16 protein-coding genes are annotated in these 18,851 nt (G+C 61.2%); 11 read left to right on the top strand and 5 right to left on the bottom strand.

Features of this window, described 5'->3' with window-relative positions; translation table 11 throughout:
- The 5 genes from rnr to rpmG all read left to right on the top strand — a co-directional run bounded on the left by rnr (position 1) and on the right by rpmG (position 5,024).
- Positions 1-2,370: a ribonuclease R gene (gene rnr, locus HT585_RS06560; protein ID WP_176352103.1), complete on the top strand. Its 2,370-nt coding sequence runs from the start codon at positions 1-3 to the stop codon at positions 2,368-2,370.
- Between the two features lie 38 nt (positions 2,371-2,408).
- A complete protein-coding gene (locus tag HT585_RS06555; RefSeq protein WP_425513719.1) occupies positions 2,409-2,864 on the top strand; it encodes a DUF983 domain-containing protein in 456 nt (151 codons plus the stop codon).
- Positions 2,861-3,565, top strand: coding sequence for an NUDIX hydrolase (locus HT585_RS06550; RefSeq protein WP_176352101.1), 705 nt, complete (start codon positions 2,861-2,863; stop codon positions 3,563-3,565). The genes HT585_RS06555 and HT585_RS06550 overlap by 4 nt, the downstream gene beginning before the upstream one ends.
- A gap of 13 nt (positions 3,566-3,578) precedes the next feature.
- On the top strand, positions 3,579-4,763 hold the full coding sequence (locus HT585_RS06545; RefSeq protein ID WP_173419695.1) for an MFS transporter: 1,185 nt from the start codon (positions 3,579-3,581) through the stop codon (positions 4,761-4,763).
- Positions 4,764-4,856: 93 nt separating this feature from the next.
- Entirely contained in the window at positions 4,857-5,024 is a 168-nt protein-coding gene (gene rpmG / locus HT585_RS06540) for a 50S ribosomal protein L33 (RefSeq protein ID WP_007626161.1), read from the top strand.
- A 548-nt stretch (positions 5,025-5,572) separates the two neighbouring features.
- On the opposite strand, the gene HT585_RS06535 is transcribed toward rpmG, so the two are convergent.
- On the bottom strand, positions 5,573-6,940 hold the full coding sequence (locus HT585_RS06535; protein WP_176352100.1) for a PleD family two-component system response regulator: 1,368 nt from the start codon (positions 6,938-6,940) through the stop codon (positions 5,573-5,575).
- Positions 6,941-6,957: 17 nt separating this feature from the next.
- Complete coding sequence (locus tag HT585_RS06530) at positions 6,958-7,329, bottom strand: response regulator (protein WP_025426610.1); 372 nt, start codon at positions 7,327-7,329, stop codon at positions 6,958-6,960.
- Between the two features lie 156 nt (positions 7,330-7,485).
- Between HT585_RS06530 and HT585_RS06525 the strand changes: the two genes are divergently transcribed.
- From HT585_RS06525 to HT585_RS06510, 4 genes are all read left to right on the top strand, one after another.
- Entirely contained in the window at positions 7,486-7,758 is a 273-nt protein-coding gene (locus tag HT585_RS06525) for a DUF3572 domain-containing protein (protein ID WP_176352099.1), read from the top strand.
- A gap of 2 nt (positions 7,759-7,760) precedes the next feature.
- Positions 7,761-8,402, top strand: a complete 642-nt coding sequence (locus HT585_RS06520; protein WP_176352098.1) for a hypothetical protein — start codon at positions 7,761-7,763, stop codon at positions 8,400-8,402.
- A gap of 162 nt (positions 8,403-8,564) precedes the next feature.
- Entirely contained in the window at positions 8,565-9,857 is a 1,293-nt protein-coding gene (locus tag HT585_RS06515; RefSeq protein ID WP_176352097.1) for a DNA polymerase IV, read from the top strand.
- A gap of 205 nt (positions 9,858-10,062) precedes the next feature.
- Positions 10,063-11,301: a L,D-transpeptidase family protein gene (locus HT585_RS06510; RefSeq protein ID WP_176352096.1), complete on the top strand. Its 1,239-nt coding sequence runs from the start codon at positions 10,063-10,065 to the stop codon at positions 11,299-11,301.
- A gap of 195 nt (positions 11,302-11,496) precedes the next feature.
- Here HT585_RS06510 and dnaE read toward each other — a convergent pair whose 3' ends face one another.
- Positions 11,497-14,994, bottom strand: a complete 3,498-nt coding sequence (dnaE, locus tag HT585_RS06505; RefSeq protein WP_176352095.1) for a DNA polymerase III subunit alpha — start codon at positions 14,992-14,994, stop codon at positions 11,497-11,499.
- A gap of 447 nt (positions 14,995-15,441) precedes the next feature.
- Here dnaE and HT585_RS06500 point away from each other — a divergent pair, with 447 nt between their 5' ends.
- Positions 15,442-16,014, top strand: coding sequence for a hypothetical protein (locus HT585_RS06500; RefSeq protein ID WP_176352094.1), 573 nt, complete (start codon positions 15,442-15,444; stop codon positions 16,012-16,014).
- A gap of 80 nt (positions 16,015-16,094) precedes the next feature.
- Complete coding sequence (locus HT585_RS06495) at positions 16,095-16,562, top strand: DUF5680 domain-containing protein (RefSeq protein ID WP_176352093.1); 468 nt, start codon at positions 16,095-16,097, stop codon at positions 16,560-16,562.
- A 265-nt stretch (positions 16,563-16,827) separates the two neighbouring features.
- On the opposite strand, the gene HT585_RS06490 is transcribed toward HT585_RS06495, so the two are convergent.
- Together HT585_RS06490 and HT585_RS06485 are read right to left on the bottom strand one after the other, a co-directional pair.
- Positions 16,828-17,514 (bottom strand): ABC transporter ATP-binding protein, encoded by a 687-nt coding sequence (locus HT585_RS06490; protein ID WP_077498476.1) that lies wholly within the window; start codon positions 17,512-17,514, stop codon positions 16,828-16,830.
- A gap of 16 nt (positions 17,515-17,530) precedes the next feature.
- Entirely contained in the window at positions 17,531-18,841 is a 1,311-nt protein-coding gene (locus tag HT585_RS06485; protein ID WP_173419686.1) for a lipoprotein-releasing ABC transporter permease subunit, read from the bottom strand.
- Positions 18,842-18,851: the final 10 nt, after the last annotated feature.

Genomic DNA, 18,851 nt, shown 5'->3' with positions numbered 1-18,851 from the left:
TTGACCAGAATACCGCGCGACCCGACCCAAAGACCCGGAAAAGGCTCCGGCAGGAAAGAGGGCCGCGCGGCAAAGGCCGCGCCGGCACCGGAGAAAACCTCCATCATCCACGGCGCGGTTCCTCCACGCGACGTGCTGATGCGCTTCATCGCCGAAAACCCGGACCGCGCCTCCAAGCGTGAAATCGCCAAGGCCTTCGGCCTCAAGGGCGACACGCGCGTCGAACTCAAGGCCTTGCTGCGTTCGCTCGAAGCAGACGGACTGGTCGAAAAGAAGCGCAAGTCGCTCGTGCGCCCTGGCGCCCTTCCCCCGGTAACCGTGCTCGATATCACCATGCGCGACGTCGATGGCGAACTCATCGGCCGCCCGGCCGAATGGCTTGATGATGATGGCGTCGCACCGGCGGTGCTGATCAAGCAGTCGTCTGTCGGCAAGGACAAGGGCAAGACGCCGGTCGGCGGCCTAGGCGACCGGGTCCTCGCCAAGATCTTCCCGGCCAAGGACCGCGGCGGCCCTGCCTATACCGCACGTATCATCAAGGTACTCGACAAGCGCAAGGACGCCGTCCTTGGGGTCTTCCGGGCTACGCCGGGTGGCGGTGGGCGGCTGATGCCTATCGAAAAGCGCGGCGAAGAAATCCTGGTCGATCCTGAATTCGTCGGCGACGCCAAGGATGGCGATCTGATTGAGGTCCAGCTGACGCGCCTTGGCCGCTACGGCCTGCCGCGCGCCCAGGTTCAAAATGTCGTCGGTTCGGTCGCCTCGGAAAAGGCGATCTCGATGATTGCCATCTATGCCCACGGCATACCGCATGTTTTTCCGGAGCGTGTCCTGCAGGAAGCAGCAGACGCCGGCCCCGCCACCATGGCGCACCGCGAAGACTGGCGCTCGCTGCCCCTGATCACCATCGATCCGGCCGATGCGAAGGACCACGACGACGCTGTGTATGCCGAGCCTGACCCGTCGGAAGACAATCCGGGTGGCGTGATCGTGACTGTCGCGATTGCCGATGTTTCCTGGTATGTCCGGCCAAAGTCGGCGCTCGATCTCGAAGCGCTGAAGCGTGGCAACTCCGTCTACTTCCCCGATCGTGTGGTGCCGATGCTGCCCGAGCGGATTTCCAACGACCTCTGCTCGCTCAAGGAAGGCGTCGACCGGCCGGCGCTTGCCGTGCGCATGCGCTTTTCCAAGGAAGGCCGCAAGGCCGGCCACACCTTCCATCGCATCATGATGAGAAGTGCTGCCAAGCTCTCCTACCAGCAGGCACAGGCCGCCATCGACGGCAACCCCGATGACAAGACCGGCCCGATCCTTGAGACGATCCTGAAGCCGCTCTGGGAGGGATACCGCATTCTGACACGCGGTCGCGACCGCCGCCAGCCGCTCGAGCTGAACATGCCTGAGCGCAAGATCATCCTGAAGCCCGACGGCACCGTCGATCGCGTCTTCGTGCCGGAACGCCTCGACGCGCACAAGCTGATCGAAGAAATGATGATCCAGGCGAACGTGGCCGCCGCCGAGACGCTTGAGCAGAAGCGCCAGGTGCTGATCTACCGGGTGCACGACCAGCCGTCGCTCGCCAAGCAGGAGAGCCTGCGCGAATTCCTCGCCACGCTCGATATCGCGCTGGTCAAGGGCGGCAACATGCGCTCGAACCACTTCAACGGCATCCTGTCCAAGGCCGAAGGCAAGCCATTCGAAACCATGGTCAACGAGATGGTGCTGCGCTCCCAGAGCCAGGCGATCTACAGCCCCGAGAATATCGGCCATTTCGGCCTGAACCTCTTGAAATATGCACACTTCACTTCACCGATCCGGCGCTACGCCGATCTGATCGTGCATCGGGCGCTGGTCGCCTCACTCGGCCTTGGCGAAGGTGGGCTGACGCCGCAGGAAGAAGCCGTTCTCGACGATATCGCCGCGGAAATCTCCACCTTCGAGCGCCGCGCCATGGCCGCCGAGCGAGACACCGTCGACCGCCTGATCGCCCATCACCTGCACGGACGCATCGGCGAGGAATTCGAAGGCCGGGTGGCCGGTGTCACCAAGGCGGGACTTTTTGTCACCCTGCCTGCCTATGGCGCCAACGGGTTCGTGCCTATATCTACGCTCGGACGAGACTACTTCATCTATGATGAGGCCCATCAGGCCCTTTCCGGCGAAAAGACCGGCCTCGGCTTCCGTCTCGGCGATCAGGTGCAGGTCAAATTGGTCGAAGCCGTGCCGCTGGCCGGCGCGCTTCGTTTCGAGATGATCAGCGAAGGGCGTAAGATGCCGACCGCCACGCGCTCTTTCCACAAGTCGGGGCGCCGTGACCGCTCGGGCCCGCGCAAGACGCCGGGAACACGGCCGCCGCGCGGAAAGCGCTAGGCCACGCGGCAAGCGGCTTCGACAAGGAGAGAATGCAGATGACGGCAATGGACAAGGAAACGCTTCACCTCGGAGGTCATGCCACTGAGGAACGTCCCGTCGGCCGCTCCATGCGCCGTGGTTTTCTGGGCACCTGCCCGGCCTGCGGCAGCGGCAAGCTCTTCCGCAGCTACGTCAAGGCCGTCGACGCCTGCGCCGCCTGCGGCGAGCGCATGGATCACCAGCGCGCCGACGACTTTCCACCCTATATCGTCGTCACGATCGTCGGCCATCTGGTGCTCGCCGGCTACATGATGACCGACATGATCCTGCCACTGAACTCGTGGCAGCACCTTGCCATCTGGACACCGATTACGCTGATCAGTTCGCTGGCACTGCTGCAACCGATCAAGGGCGCCGTCATCGGCCTGCAATGGGCGCTGCGGATGCATGGCTTCGGCGGACAGGAGGATGCGCCCGAAGACGTGCTGCCGGCGCGAGATCCCTCCGCATGACGTCAGGGCGCGAAAGCGTCGCCTTGGCTCCCGCCAGCCCTGAGCGGCGCGTAAGGCCGCGTGACGCGGCATCGATAATGCTGCTTGACCGCGACGGCGGCGGCGTGCGCGTGCTGATGGGCCGGCGCAGCAGTGCGCATGTCTTCATGCCAGACCTCTACGTCTTTCCCGGCGGGCGCAGAGACCCGACGGACCATCGTCTTGCCTTCTCCACCGACCTCCACCCCGCCGTTCTGCAGGCGCTGAAATGCGTCGAGGGCCAGTCGGTCAGCGATGCACGCGCCAGGGCGTTGGCCCTGGCGGCACTGCGTGAACTCTACGAGGAGGCGGGCGTTCCCCTGGGCACGCCCCTTGCCGAGGCGGAAGCGCCGCTACCCTTTCTTCCAGATCTCGCAAACTTGCGCTATATGGCTCGGGCCATTACTCCTCCGGGACACTCGCGGCGGTTCGATACGCGCTTCTTCGCGATTTTCGCGGACGAAGCCAAGGTCGATCCATCGCGGGTTCTGGAAAGCCGGGAGCTTCAGGATTTGCAGTGGATCGATGTCAACGACCTGCCCTCGCTCCGGATACCGGATATAACCGCCATCATCCTTTCGGATCTGCGCAGCGGCCTTGAAGCGGACCCATCGCTCCCCTATGGGCGCTCCGTGCCTTTCTATTTCACGCGCCGTGGGCGGTTCATCCGCACGCTTCTCTAAGGACCACAGTCGCATGTCACAGCCGACGCCCGGGTGCCCAGCACCGGTTGACGAAATTCACTGGCCGTCGCTGATCGCCGCAGTCTCCGCCATCAGCGCGGTCGGGATTGCAATCGGCCTCGGCCTGCCGTTGCTTTCGAGCATCATGGAGAAGCGCGGCATCTCGTCGACGCTGATAGGTCTCAATTCGGCGATGGCGGGCGTGGCCTCCATGGTTGCGGCTTCCTTCACGACCAAGTTCGCGCATCGCCACGGTGTGGCGCCGACGATGCTCTGGGCCGTCCTGCTCGCCGCAATCAGCGCTTTTGGCTTCTACTACATCACGAACTTCTGGCTCTGGTTTCCGCTGCGTGTCGTCTTCCATGGCGCCATTACTGTGCTCTTCATCCTCTCCGAGTTCTGGATCAACGCCACCGCGCCACCAGCGAAACGGGGCTTCGTGCTCGGCATCTACGGCACGGTTCTATCGCTCGGCTTCCTGAGCGGGCCGCTGCTCTTCTCGATCCTCGGCAGTGAGGGTGTCTTGCCTTTCGTGGTCGGTGCCGGCGTCATTCTGCTCGCCGCCGTGCCGATCTTCATCGCACGGGACGAGAGCCCGGTGATCGACGAAAAGCCCGACCGTCACTTCATGCGCTACATCTTCCTGGTGCCGACGGCCACGGCCGCCGTCTTCATCTTCGGCGCGGTCGAATCGGGTGGGTTGTCGCTCTTTACGGTCTACGGGACACGATCGGGGTTTACCGAATCGCAGGCAGCGTTGCTGCTGACCGTAATGGGCGTCGGCAATTTCATCTTCCAGATTCCGCTAGGCATGCTGTCAGACCAGATCAAGGACAAGCGTACATTGCTGTCCGCCATGACCGTCATCGGTCTCATCGGCGCCCTCTGCCTGCCGATGCTGGTGGAAAGCTGGTTCCTGATGGCAGTTGTGCTACTGTTCTGGGGTGGCTGCGTCTCCGGCCTCTATACGGTCGGCCTCAGCCATCTCGGCTCGCGCCTGCAAGGCTCCGACCTTGCCGCCGCCAACGCAGCGTTCGTCTTCTCCTATGCGGTCGGCACCGTTGCCGGGCCGCAGGTCATTGGAGCGTCGATGGATGTGGCTGGCAACAACGGATTTGCCTGGGCGATTGCCGGGTTTTTCGGTCTTTACGTCGCGCTTTCGGTTGTAAGGATCGTTTTGAATCCAAAACGGCCTTGACTTTTCAGCCGCGATTTGTAGTTTCGCGCCAACCTTGCCCGTGGCCCGCACCCGGTTTTCCACGGCGTTCATTTTCATAAAGGCAGGACGACCATGGCAAAAGCCACCACCATCAAGATCAAGCTGCTGTCGACAGCCGACACGGGTTTCTTCTACGTCACGACCAAGAACAGCCGTACGATGACGGACAAGATGACCAAGACCAAGTATGACCCGGTCGCACGGAAGCACGTCGAATTCAAGGAAACCAAGATCAAGTAAGATCTGACGTTTCTTAGGATCAAGGGGCGCCAACCGCACGGTTTGGCGCCCCTTTCCGTTGGTGCACCCTGAAGTGGCCGTCTGGCCTCCCCCTTCGTCTCCCCCGAATGGCAGGAACGAGCCAGCACGAATCGAAAAGCGCCGCCCCTTACGGAACGGCGCTTTGAATGGGGGTCGGCTGGCTTCCAACCGCGGCACGAGGATTCCGCAGGTGTCGAAAGCCAACCGACCGACCCCACGACCCAGGAGATGCGGCGGACCTGAGCATCATGGGGTAACCGAAACTGATGGAAGCGATGCCCCCTCGTTTATCAGCATCACCTGAAAATAGAAAAAAATCAACGAATTCTTAATGCGCGGAGCGGTGTTGCTCGGCGCATGGTTAATTACGTATCGTCCTGGTACATGTAAATGCATGGCCGCCGCCGCCACCAACCGCCTTGGTAGCATCGGCGCGGCGAAGAATACAACTTTAAAGGCATATCGCAAGAGGGATGCGGAATTTCGTCATACCGCCAGCGGGTGATGCCGCCGGCCGTTTCCGGCCGTCAGGCAGCAGCTGCCACCACACGGTTGCGGCCTGCGTTCTTCGCTTGATAGAGGGCCGTATCTGCGCGCTTCAAGAGGGCTTCCGTCGTGTCACCTTCAGGCTTCAGACCGGAAATGCCCATGGAAGCGGTGATCACCAGCGCGCCGTCCGCATGCGGTATCGAGAACGGCTGGCTCTCGATGATATGCCGTAGCCGTTCGGCAACTGCCGCGGCCATCTCCGGCGATGTGTCAGGCATCACGACAACGAACTCTTCGCCGCCGAAACGGCAGGCGAGATCAGCGCCGCGCACCGTTGCGCGGATGCGGCCGGCAAACTCGCGCAGCACCTCGTCACCGACATCATGACCGTAGGTGTCGTTGACCTGCTTGAACCGGTCGATGTCGGTCATGCAGATCGACAGGGGGCGCCCACGCGCTGCAGCACGATCGAGCAGCAGCTTCAGATGATTGTCGAGGTAGCGGCGATTGTGCAGACCGGTGAGGCCATCGGTGACCGCCAGCTCGATCGTCTGCTGTACGCTCTTTCTCAGCATGTCGTTGCAATGCTTGCGCCTGATCTGTGTCAGCGAGCGGGCAACGAGTTCATTGGGATCGACGGGCCGGATGATGTAGTCGGTAATGCCCAGATCGAGCGCCCGCACAATCATTTCGTCATTGCCCTGCTCTGTGATCAAAAGGATCGGGATGAAGCGCGTACGTTCCAGAGACCGCAACTGCGAGCACAACCGCAGAGGGTCGTAGTCATCGAAGTTGGCATTGACGATGACGAGGTCGAAATTGTTCTCGGCGGCTTCGAACAACGCCGCCTGCGGATCGGAGATAACGGAGACCTCCGCAATCGGCTTTAGCGCACGCTGCAGCCGCTCCTGAGAGGATCCGCGGCCATCGACCAGGAGGATGTTGCCCGGCTCGTCCGGGCGATCCTGGCGCGCCAGCTCCTGCAGGCCGATGGTCTGCGCCGTCTGGGCCCGCAGCCGCAGTTCGTCACTGACGTTCTTCAGGCGGACGAGACTTTTTACCCGCGACATCAGTTGCAGATCGTTGACCGGCTTTGTGAGAAAATCGTCGGCACCGGCCTTCAATCCGCGAACCCGGTCGGAAGGCTGGTCGAGTGCCGTCACCATGACGACGGGAATATGGGCGGTACGCGGATTGGCCTTCAGACGCTCGCAGACTTCGAAACCGTCGATGCCGGGCATCATGATGTCGAGAAGCACCAGGTCGACCGGCGTCGTCTCGCAGAGCGACAGCGCCGTATGACCATCGCCGGCGGTGAGCACATCGAAATACTCTGCAAGCAACCGCGCTTCCAGCAGCTTAACGTTGGCAGGCACGTCGTCGACAACAAGAATGCGCGCAGTCATATCAATTTTCCCGCCGTTCAGGCATCGCCAAGGTAGGTCTTGATCGTCTCAATGAACTTTGGCACAGAAATCGGTTTTGAAACATAGGCTTCGCAGCCGCCCTGGCGGATACGCTCCTCGTCGCCCTTCATGGCGAAGGCGGTCACGGCAATGACCGGGATGACGTGCAGTTCGTCATCTTCCTTCAGCCACTTCGTGACTTCGAGCCCGGAGACCTCCGGCAGCTGAATGTCCATCAAAATCAGATCGGGACGGTACTTCCTTGCCAGCTCGAGCGCCTCCATCCCGTTGCGCGTCTGGATCGTCGCGTAGCCGGAAGCCTCAATCAGGTCTCGGAAGAGCTTCATGTTCAGCTCGTTATCCTCAACAATCATTACCTGTTTGGGCATGTCGATCCCTTGCTGCCAGTCGTCTTCTTGCAAGTCTTATCAAGACATCTAAGTTGCAGAGCCAACGACTCGACCCATTTCCTCGAGTTCAACGATAAACCTATTTGGTTGAAAAATAGGTAATTCCGGGCGTAAAAACAGTAGGAGGCCAAGACATTGAAGAGCGCCGACGAAATCGCCATCGACATTCTTTCCTGGCTTGCCGGCGAGCCGGACCTTTTGTCACGTTTTCTGGCGCTGACGGGGACCGATCCATCCTCCTTGCGCAATGCGATCGGCGAGCCGGGCTTCATGGGTGGGCTAGTCGCCTTTCTCATGGACCATGAGCCGACATTGATCGCCTTCTGTGAGGCTACGGGCACCGCCCCCCAGGACATCGTGCGCGCGCATGAGAAGCTCTCCGGTGCCGCCGACCTGCAGGACAGCTGACCGTGAGCAATACCGCCTTCGAAGATGAAATCCGCCTCGGCGACCGTCCGCTTGTCGTCAGCGACATCGACGAAGTCGTGCTCGAATTCCTGAGCCCGTTTAGGGCTTTCCTCGAGAGCCGCGATCATGTCCTCGTGCCGCGGTCTTTTCGGCTGACCGGCAATATCGTCCATCGCACAACGGAGCAGGCGGCGAGCGCCGACGCGGTCAAAGACATGCTCGACACCTTCTACGCCACGCAGGATCGCTGGCAGACCGCTGCGCTCGGCGCCGTCGAAACCCTGCGCGACCTGTCGACCGAGGCAGACATCATCTTCCTGACAGCCATGCCGCCGCGCCATGCTGCCGCGCGCCGCGCCCTGCTCGATCGTCTTGATCTTCCTTACCCTTTGCTCGCCTCCGAGGACCCAAAGGGGCCGATCGTCGAGCGACTGCATGGCGGAAGGGAACTTCCCGTTGTTTTCATCGACGACATCGCCCGCAACCTGCAATCCGTGCAAGAGCACGCGCCGTCCTGCCTGCTGATCAACCTGATGGCGAATGCCGAGTTTCGCGCGCTCGCGCCTGCGCCGGATACGTGCGTTCACATTGCTGCCGATTGGGCTGATGCCGCCATTGCCATTCGCGCGCATTTCCGACGGTAGCGACAGCCAGCCTGACAGGGCCAAGCCCCCAGAACAGCGCTCGAAACCCGACCCGCCAATTGGCGTCGGTAACCTGACATGCAAGGCAATTTCCAACGCGGCCTCCCTTGAGACTCGCCAGCGTAGAGCGTAAAGTCGCAATGTTCAACATTTGTTCCAGATATGCTCGACAGTGGTTCTCAAACTCCAGGCTTCTGCCGTGATTGCCTCAGGGAACAGACCGCAACGGCGCGACGCTGCCTTGCCTGCGGCAGTCCCCGCATCCTGCGTCATACCGAGCTTTACGACCTGACACTCGCCCATATCGATTGCGACGCGTTTTATGCCTCCGTCGAGAAGCGGGACAATCCGGAACTTGCCGACAAGCCGGTCATTATCGGCGGCGGCAAACGCGGTGTCGTCTCGACCGCCTGCTACATCGCCCGAATCCATGGCGTGCGCTCGGCCATGCCGATGTTCAAGGCGCTGGAAGCCTGTCCGCAGGCGGTGGTCATTAAGCCCGACATGGAAAAATACGTTCGCGTCGGCCGCGAGGTTCGCATGCTGATGCAGGAACTGACGCCGCTAGTGCAGCCGCTCTCCATCGACGAGGCCTTCCTGGAACTGAGCGGCACGCAGAGGCTGCACCACGATCCCCCTGCCCGAACGCTCGCGCGCTTTGCCCGCCGGGTCGAACAGGAGATCGGCATTACCGTCTCCGTCGGGCTTTCCTACTGCAAGTTCCTCGCCAAGGTTGCCTCCGACCTGCAGAAGCCGCGCGGCTTCTCGGTGATCGGCCAGGCCGAAGCGCTCGAATTCCTGAGAGAACGGCCAGTGACTTTGATCTGGGGCGTCGGCAAGGCGTTTGCCGCCACGCTGGAGCGCGATGGTATCCGCACGATCGGCCAGTTGCAAATGATGGAAGAGGCCGACCTCATGCGCCGATACGGGACCATGGGCCAGAGGCTCTACCGTCTGTCGCGCGGCCTCGACGAGAGAACCGTCGAGATCGACGGTGAAGCTAAGAGCGTATCGTCCGAAACGACGTTCAACGACGATCTCGCCCGGCAGGATGATCTCGTCACGCATCTGCGCCGGCTGAGTGAACAGGTCGCGCATCGGTTGCGCAAATCCGAACTGGCCGGCCAGACGGTCGTGTTGAAGCTGAAGACCGCGGACTTCAAGACCAGGACCCGCAATCGCCGCCTCGACAGCCCGACCCGGCTCGCAGACCGCATCTTTCGCACAGGGCTGCAACTTCTCGAAAAGGAGATCGACGGCACGAAGTACCGGCTGATCGGCATCGGCGTCAGCGATCTTTCGAGCCCCGATCTCGCCGATCCACCCGATCTCGTCGACCCCGCAGCGACCCGCCGCGCTGCCGCCGAAGACGCCATCAACAAGCTGCGTGACAAGTTCGGCAAGGCAAGCGTCGAAACCGGCTACACTTTCGGCAGCCGCAAGCGCGATCACTGAAGCGCATCGCGATCTCTAGGATTCGCTTGGCGCTTTACGTTCTTGTTTCACGCAATGTCCTTATCGCAAAACCGCTGCACACTTTTGCGCGGCATGCTTTCGTGCGTCATCGGCGGCGGTTTGCCGTTTCCGCGTCTTGTCAGGACGAATTCTTTAAAGATTGCGGTCTAAGTTCGTCGGCCAGTTTACGTGTTGGGATGAGTGTATGGTATCGCGTTTCGCTCTCACGGCCAGCGTCGTCGTCGTCTTGTTTTCGCCTGCCGCCGGTCTTGCCGGCAGCAGCGCACCGCTGCAGATCATCGTCTCGAAGAACCAACAATCGCTCGTCGTCTATGATGGTGACGCGGTGATCGCAACATCTGCGGTCTCCACGGGCAAGGCTGGCCATTCGACACCGACGGGCATCTTTTCGATCCTCGAAAAACGGCGGCAGCACAAATCCAACATCTATTCGAATGCGCCGATGCCGTTCATGCAGCGGCTCACCTGGTCCGGTATCGCGCTGCACGGCTCCAATCACGTACCCGCCTATCCCGCCTCCCACGGCTGTGTACGCCTGCCGAGCAAGTTTGCCGCCAGCCTCTTCAAGATGACGTCGCGCGGCATGCATGTCCTGATAACAGACCATCAGGTCAGCCCCACCGAAGTGTCGAGTGCCATGCTCTTCCAGCGTCAACCGGCACCGGGCGACACCCCCGCGCCGCTGTCGGACGTACCGCTTCGCCCGGCGATCAGCCAGGCCGAGAACGGACCGGTCGAAGTGGCGATGACGGAGATAGCGAGCACTCCGCCAACCGCCGTCGAGGAAAGCCGCGAGCCAATCCGGATGCTGATCACCCGCCGTGGCGATCGCGATATCCGGCGCGACGTCCAGTCGGCGCTGAACCAACTCGGCTATGTCGCCGGAGCAGCAGACGGCCACATCGGCCCGGACACGACCGCCGCCATCAATGCGTTTCAGACTGCCGAGGGGTTGGCCGTCGATGGGAAGCTGACGCCGGAATTGACGGATGCCATCTTCAAGAAGGTTGGACGCGACGCTCCTACCAATGGCATGATCCTGGTGCGGCAGGGCTTCAAGCCGATCTTCGAAGGCGACGTGACAATCGACGGGCCGGAGCAGGCGCTTGGCACGCATTTCCTGCAATTTCATGAGGTTGACGGCGAAAAGACCGAAGGCAAGTGGTACGGCGTTTCGCTCGAAAACCATCTGCCGTCAGCGACGAAAAAGCGGCTCGGCATCAGCACCGACGCTGACTCATCCGCCTTCAACGCCACCCAGCGCACACTTGGTCGCCTTACGGTCTCCGACGACGTGCGCAAGCGCATCGGCGGCCTGCTTGCCGACGGGTCGTCGCTGTCGATTTCGGACATGGAAAGCGGACTTGAAACCGGTGACGGAACCGATTTCATCACCATCACGCGGGCTTCGCCACGAGGCTGAGCTAATGCACGCAGTATCGGGTGCGACCGCCACGTCTGATCGGCGCGCCTTTCCCTAAGGCAGGTCGCGCAAAAGTGAGCCGCTATTTTGCGATAACGACGCGCAAAAACAAGAACTTAAAGCGCTGCCGGCGAATCCTCGAGATCGAGATTCCTTTGGTCATCCCAACGTCGAGCAGCCGCATCGCGGAGCGGATCAGACGAGTTCGACGTCGACCACTCCCGGGGCCGAGCGAAGCGCCGCTGCGATCTCCGGTGAGATCCGGAATTTCTCGCTGAGTTCGACCTCGATCTCGCGCTGGCCGTTGTCCTTGATGACGATGAAGGAAACAAGGCCCTCGCCTCTCGCGTTCAAGTGGGCGGCGATGGACTTCAGCGGTCCGGAATCGCGCACATAGACGCGCAGCGCCTTCTGCATCTGCAGCGATTCTTCCTCGAGCGAGCGTAGCGTCTGGATGCGAAGACCGATACCTTCCGGCCGCTCCTCCGCCTGCACGGTCATGACAAGCGACTTACCGGGCTCGAGCAGGTCGCGATACTGGTGCAACATCTCTGAAAACAGCACGGCCTCGAACTGGCCGGATGAATCCGAGAAGGCGATGATGCCCATCTTGTTGCCGGTCCGGGTCTTGCGCTCCTGCTTGGAGGTGACGGTGCCGGCGAGACGGCCAGCCGTTGCGCCCTTCTTCACGGCGCCAGCGAAATCGCCAAACGTCTGGACGCGCATCTTGGCGAGCAGCGGATTGTAGGTGTCGAGCGGATGGGCGGAGAGATAGAAGCCCAGCACCTGGAATTCCCGGTGCAACTTTTCCGAGGCAAGCCACGGCGTGTAGGCGGGAAGCGAGATCCGTTCCGGTCCGGTTGCAGCACCGGCCCCGAAGATGTCGCCCTGTCCGCTTGTCTTGTTTTCCTGCGCGCGCTGGGCAAAGCCGAGGATACGATCAAGTCCGCCAACGAGCTCAGCGCGATCATAGCCGAAGCAATCGAAGGCACCGGCCGCGATCAGGCTCTCGAACACACGCCGGTTGAGCAGCTTCGGGTCAATCCGCAGGCAGAAATCTTCAAGGCTCGCAAATTCGCGGTCGCCGCGAACGGCAACGATGTGCTCGACAGCCGATTCGCCGACGCCCTTGATGGCAGCCAGTGAGTAATAGATGCGCTTCTCCCCCGTTTGAAAATGCCGGAAGGAGGACTGAACCGAGGGCGCGATCACCTGGATGCCGAGACGCCCTGCATCCTGACGGAAATCGTTGACCTTTTCGGTGTTGGCCATGTCGAGCGTCATCGACGCCGCCAGGAACTCGACCGGGTAATGCGCCTTCATATAGGCGGTCTGGTAGGAGACGATGGCGTAGGCGGCGGCGTGCGACTTGTTGAAGCCGTAATTGGCGAACTTGGCGAGGAGATCGAAGATCAGATCGGCCTGCGGTTTCGACACCTCGTTCTTGACCGCACCGTCGACGAAACGGGCGCGCTGCTTGTCCATCTCCTCCTTGATCTTCTTACCCATGGCGCGACGCAGAAGGTCGGCTTCGCCGAGCGAATAGCCCGACAGGACCTGGGCGATCTGCATCACCTGTTCCTGGTAGACGATAACGCCCTGCGTTTCCTTGAGCAGATAATCGATCTTCGGATGGATCGATTCGATCTCTTCTTCGCCGTGCTTGCGAGCGTTGTAGACCGGAATGTTCTCCATCGGGCCTGGGCGATACAACGCCACCAGCGCGATGATGTCCTCGATGCAGTCTGGCCGCATGCCGATCAGCGCCTTGCGCATGCCGGCACTTTCCACCTGGAACACGCCAACCGTTTCGCCGCGCGACAGCATCTCGTAGGTTTTTTCGTCGTCGAGCGGAATACTGGCGAGATCAACCTCGATGCCGCGCAATTTGACGAAGTCAACTGCGACCTTCAGCACCGTCAGAGTCTTCAGGCCGAGGAAGTCGAACTTTACGAGGCCGGCCTGCTCGACCCATTTCATGTTGAACTGGGTCACCGGCATGTCGGAGCGCGGATCGCGGTACATCGGCACCAGCTTCGACAGCGGCCGGTCGCCGATAACAATGCCGGCGGCGTGGGTCGAGGCATGGCGATAGAGGCCCTCGATCTTCTGCGCGATGTCGAGCAGACGGGCGACGACCGGCTCCTTCTCCGCTTCCTCCTGCAGACGCGGCTCTTCCTCGATCGCCTTTGACAGCGGGGTTGGGTTGGCCGGGTTGTTGGGCACGAGCTTGCAGATCTTGTCGACCTGGCCATAGGGCATCTCGAGCACGCGACCGACGTCACGAAGGGCGGCGCGCGCCTGTAGCGAACCGAAGGTAATGATCTGGGCGACCTGCTCGCGGCCATACTTCGCCTGGACGTAGCGGATGACCTCTTCGCGCCGGTCCTGGCAGAAGTCGATGTCGAAGTCGGGCATCGACACGCGTTCAGGATTGAGGAAGCGCTCGAACAGCAGGGAGAACCGCATGGGATCGACGTCGGTGATGGTCAGCGCATAGGCAACCAGCGAGCCCGCGCCCGAACCACGGCCCGGGCCGACGGGAATGTCGTGCTGCTTGGCCCATTTGATGAAGTCCGCAACGATCAGGAAGTAGCCCGGGAATTTCATGCGCTCGATGACGCTGAGTTCGAACGCAAGCCGCTCGCGGTATTCTTCCTCAGTATAGCCGGGCGCCATGCCAAGTTTGCGCAAGCGGTTGTCGAGGCCCTCCTCCGCCTGCCGGCGCAACTCTCCCGATTCGGCGCGTTCGGCCTCCTCCGGGTCGTCGGAAGCACCGGTGAAGCGCGGCAGGATCGGCCCGCGCGTCTTCAGCATGAACGAGCAGCGCCGCGCGATCTCGATCGTGTTTTCGAGCGCTTCAGGCAGGTCGGCGAAAAGTGCTGCCATCTCCTTCCGGCTCTTGAGATAGTGATCCGGCGTCAGGCGGAACCGGCTGTCGTCGGAGACCATGGCGTTATGCGCGACCGCCATCAGCGCGTCATGCGCGTCGTAATCGGACGGCGATGGAAAGAAAGCCTCGTTGGTCGCGACCAAGGGCACATCGAACTTGTAGGCGAGGTCGATCATCCGGCTTTCATGCCGGCGGTCGAAATTGCCGTGCCGCTGCAACTCGATATAGAGCCGATCGCCGAAGAGCTCATGCAATGCTTCCAGACGCGCCTCGGCCAAGGCGTGAGAGCCTGATTTCACCGCCATATCGATCGGCCCACCGCTTGCGCCCGAAAGCGCGATCAGCCCGTCCGTGCCGGCCTCCACCAGCCACGAACGCGTTATTCTCGTGGCCTGGCTGCCTTCGCCTCCAAGATAGGCGCGGCTGACCAGGTCGACCAATCGCGTGTAGCCGTCGTCGGTGGCAGCGATCAGCACGATGGCGGGCAGCTTTGCCAGTTGCTGTGCGTGGCCGCGGCGGTCGCCGTCGGCCTCGTCTTCCATGTCGATCGACAGCTGACAACCGGTCAACGGCTGCAGGCCGTCTTCGGCCGCCTTCTGGGAAAATTCAAGCGCTGCGAAAAGATTGTTGGTGTCGGCGATACCGATTGCCGGCTGAGCGTCAGCCACGGCCTTGCCGATCACCTTCTTGATGGGCAGCGCACCTTCAAGCAGCGAAAAAGCCGAGTGGACACGAAGATGCACGAACTGTGGATCCGCAGCCGTCTGATCGTTCCGTTCTACGCCGCCTTGATCCGCCATCTTAACACCCTGATTCCTGTCAGGGCGTCAGGATATCCCGCTTCTCATCCGCCATGTCCAGTTTTTGCATCATGGGCCGGTGCTCTTTTCAACGGTGCAGTCCCGGTATGACATCGCGCGACCCCGCGTCAGGGTCACGCCACTTCGAAAACATAGCCTCAGATCAAAGCCCGAGAGCGATGAAGGCAATGCTGGCGACGAACAGGCCCATCGATGTGAAGGCGGCGAGGTCACGAACAAAATCAGTCATAACATGGCTCCTTTTCCGTTATGTTTTTACTTTGTTCCATTTTTGTTCTCACGTCAATCACTGTCGAGCGGAGCACCCGCTTTCCACCGCGCATGGTTAATCGCGACGGCAATCGTCGTTCGCAGTGATTAACCGAATGCTTGAGCACTTCCCCCATCGCGCCTATGACTAGGGCAACAACACGGAGCAACAGCGACATGATTGCACGCCTGACCCTGCCCCTCTTCCTCCTGCTTCCGTCCCTCGCCTTCGCCGCTGAGGCGATCGACCCCGGGCGCATAGTGTCGGCTGCGACCGGCGACTGGGACAAGGACGGTACGAGCGATCTGGCGCTGCTGGTGAAACCTGGCAAGGAGACCGACGAGGACAACGCGATTTACATCTATCTCGCTGGCGAAGACGGCCCGCTGACGCTCAAGTCAGCCATCCCGAACAAGATCTGGGGGCAGTACGACATGGCCGGGCAGGCGCCGACGATCAGTGCGCTCCCGAACGGCTCGCTGGTGATTACCACGCACAACGATGCGATCGGTCGCGACCGTTGGGAACAGAAGCTGACGATTGCCTACCGCAATTTCGACTTCGTTGTCGCCGGCTACACCTACGCCTCCTACGACACGCTTGATCCCAACAACACGTCGCAGTGTGACCTGAACGTGCTGACCGGCAAGGGCAAATCCAACAACAAGCCCGTCACCGTCAAGGGCGAATTGGTGCTCCTCAAAGACTGGAGCGACGACCGAGGGCAGCACGCCTGCGGCATCCAGTAATCGAATCGTTTGTTCTCTCTTTGTTCTTTACATCGACGATGTCTCGCGGCATGCTGCATGTGAACAAACAGGGTGTTCTCATGGCCAGTATCGAAGACCTCAGGGACTTTATCGTGGAAGCCAAATCGAAGGCGTATGTTGGCGGCGGTACCGCGCAGCCGCCTTCGCGCGCAGGGGCGCGCGATATCGGCTATCAACGCGACCGGTGGCGGTATCTCGACAGCTATTTCGGTGGAACGGATTTTGCCGGCCAGGAAACCGTTTGGTTCGGGGAAGATGCCCGCTGGGCCATGAACTACTTCGGTCACGTTATCCGGCCGGATCTGATCGATGCGGAGCGCGCCGGCATCGTCATCAAGACCGCGCTCGGAACCATGTATCGCGAAAAGCGGCATTTCCTCGGCGGAATGCAATATCGGCACGCCTACGGCACCTATATCGACACCAGCCGTGGCGATACGCAGCACTTTTCCGGACGGGAGGTCATCTTTGTCGATGGCGAAGAGGCTTACGAACTCGACTATCGCGGCGGGCTCATCGTGCCGTAGAAAGTGAGCCAGCGCGCGGCATAGAATGCCGCGCTCAGAAACACGCAATCAGGACGCACCAGCACTTTGCTTCCAAAGCATCGTATCCGCCTTCAATGTAGCCACTTGAAAGCCGGATGCTAGAGATCGACCGTCGCATCGAACGCTGGCGTTGTCTGCTTCATGCCCTAGAAAAAGCGCGAAGCGAGGCTTCGCCAGGACATGCGCTGAGGCAGGACGATAGAGCGTTTGCACGAACGCATCTGGGGCGCAAATGCCCTCCGCATCACTTCAGTTCGACGACCTTGCCGTCTTCGATCGTCACCCGCCGATCCATCAGGGATGCCAGCTCGTGATTGTGCGTGGCGATGAGAGCCGCCAGACCCGACTGACGCGCCAACGCCTCGAGTGCCTCGAAAACATAGCCTGCGGTTTCCGGATCGAGGTTTCCGGTCGGTTCATCGGCCAGCAACACCAGCGGTGCGTTGGCGACGGCGCGGGCAATCGCCACGCGCTGCTGTTCACCGCCCGAAAGCTCCGACGGGCGATGATCGGCGCGATGACCGATACGCATATAGTCGAGCAGCGCCCTTGCCCGTTCGGCGGCCTCAGCCTTGCCGAGCCCGGCGATCAGTTGCGGCATCATGATGTTTTCGAGAGCGGTAAACTCCGGAAGCAGATGATGAAACTGGTAGACGAAGCCGATTTCATTGCGGCGGATGGCCGTCCGCCGGTCATCGTTGAGACCGTCGCAGGTCACGCCGTTGACGACGACCTTTCCGCCATCCGGGCGCTCCAAGAGGCCAGCGACATGCAGCAGAGTCGACTTGCCGGTGCCCGACGGCGCCACGAGTGCAACGGTTTCGCCGCTTTTCAGCGTGAAGTCCGCACCCTTGAGGATCGACAGGAAGGTGTCCCCCTGCCCGTAAGTACGCTCGATGCCCGAAAGCTGCAGTGCCACGCGCGCATTCATTCAGTTGTTGTCCTTGTCATTCATACCGCAGGGCCTGCACGGGATCGAGACGCGAGGCGCGCCATGCCGGAAAGATCGTGGCAAGGAACGACAGGCTGAGCGCCATGACGATAACGAGAATCGTCTCATCGGCATTCATATCCGCCGGAAGCTGGCTCAGGAAATAGAGTTCCGGGCTAAACAGCGTCGTGCCTGAAATCCAGGAGAAGAACTGGCGAATGGACTCGATGTTCAAGCAGACGACGACGCCAAGCAGCACGCCGGCGACGGTTCCAGCAGCCCCGATTGCCGCCCCGGTCATGAAGAAGATGCGCATGACTGACCCGGAGGTCGCACCCATGGTGCGAAGGATGGCGATGTCGCTTCCCTTGTCCTTCACCAGCATGATCAGGCCGGAGATGATGTTCAGTGCCGCGACCAGAACGATCAGCGTCAGGATCATGAACATCACGTTGCGCTCGACCTCGAGCGCGGAAAAGAACGTCTTGTTGCGGTCGCGCCAGTCGGTGATGAAGATCTGGCGCCCGGCGGCATCTTCGACCGGCTTGCGCAGTTCATCGACCATATCGGGGTGCTCGACGAAGATTTCGATTTGCTGCGCCAGCCCCTCGGCGTTGAAGAAGAGCTGCGATTCCTCCAGCGGCATGAAGATGATCGACGAATCGTATTCCGACATGCCGATCTCGAAGATCGCCGAAACCGTGTAGGCCTTGACCCGCGGGTTCATGCCCATGGGCGTCACGTCGCCGTTCGGCGATGTCAAAGTGATGGTGCCGCCCACCTGGATGCCGAGCTGATCGGCCATGCGCGAGCCGATCGCAACGCCGGTGCCGGCGGCAAAGCCGACGAGATCGCCGGACTGGATATGGTCAGAGACCGACTTCATCTTGCCGAGGTCATCGGCGCGGATGCCGCGCACGAGAGCGCCAGTGGAGCTGTCGCTGACGCCCTGCGCCAGGACCTGCCCCTCGATGAGCGGGATCGCCATCGTCACGCCCTTCACGCCGGAAAAGCGTGTGGCAAGCTCGGCATAGTTGTTGAGCGGACCATCGATCGGCTGCACGATCATATGGCCGTTGATGCCGAGGATGCGCGAGATGAGTTCGGTGCGGAAGCCGTTCATCACTGCCATGACGATGATCAGCGTCGCAACGCCGAGCATGATGCCAATGAACGAGAAGCCGGCGATCACCGAAATGAAGGCTTCCTTGCGCCGCGAGCGCAGATAGCGCCAGGCGACCATGCGCTCAAAGGCGGAAAAGGGGCGGCTGGCGGACTTTGCGGACTGGCCAGCAGCCTGCACCTGATCTTCCGTCACGGCGGTCATCCTGCCTCCC

This window comes from Ensifer oleiphilus (assembly GCF_013371465.1).
GTDB classification, from domain to species: domain Bacteria; phylum Pseudomonadota; class Alphaproteobacteria; order Rhizobiales; family Rhizobiaceae; genus Ensifer; species Ensifer oleiphilus.
This window is presented reverse-complemented; position numbering and strand designations above follow the sequence as displayed.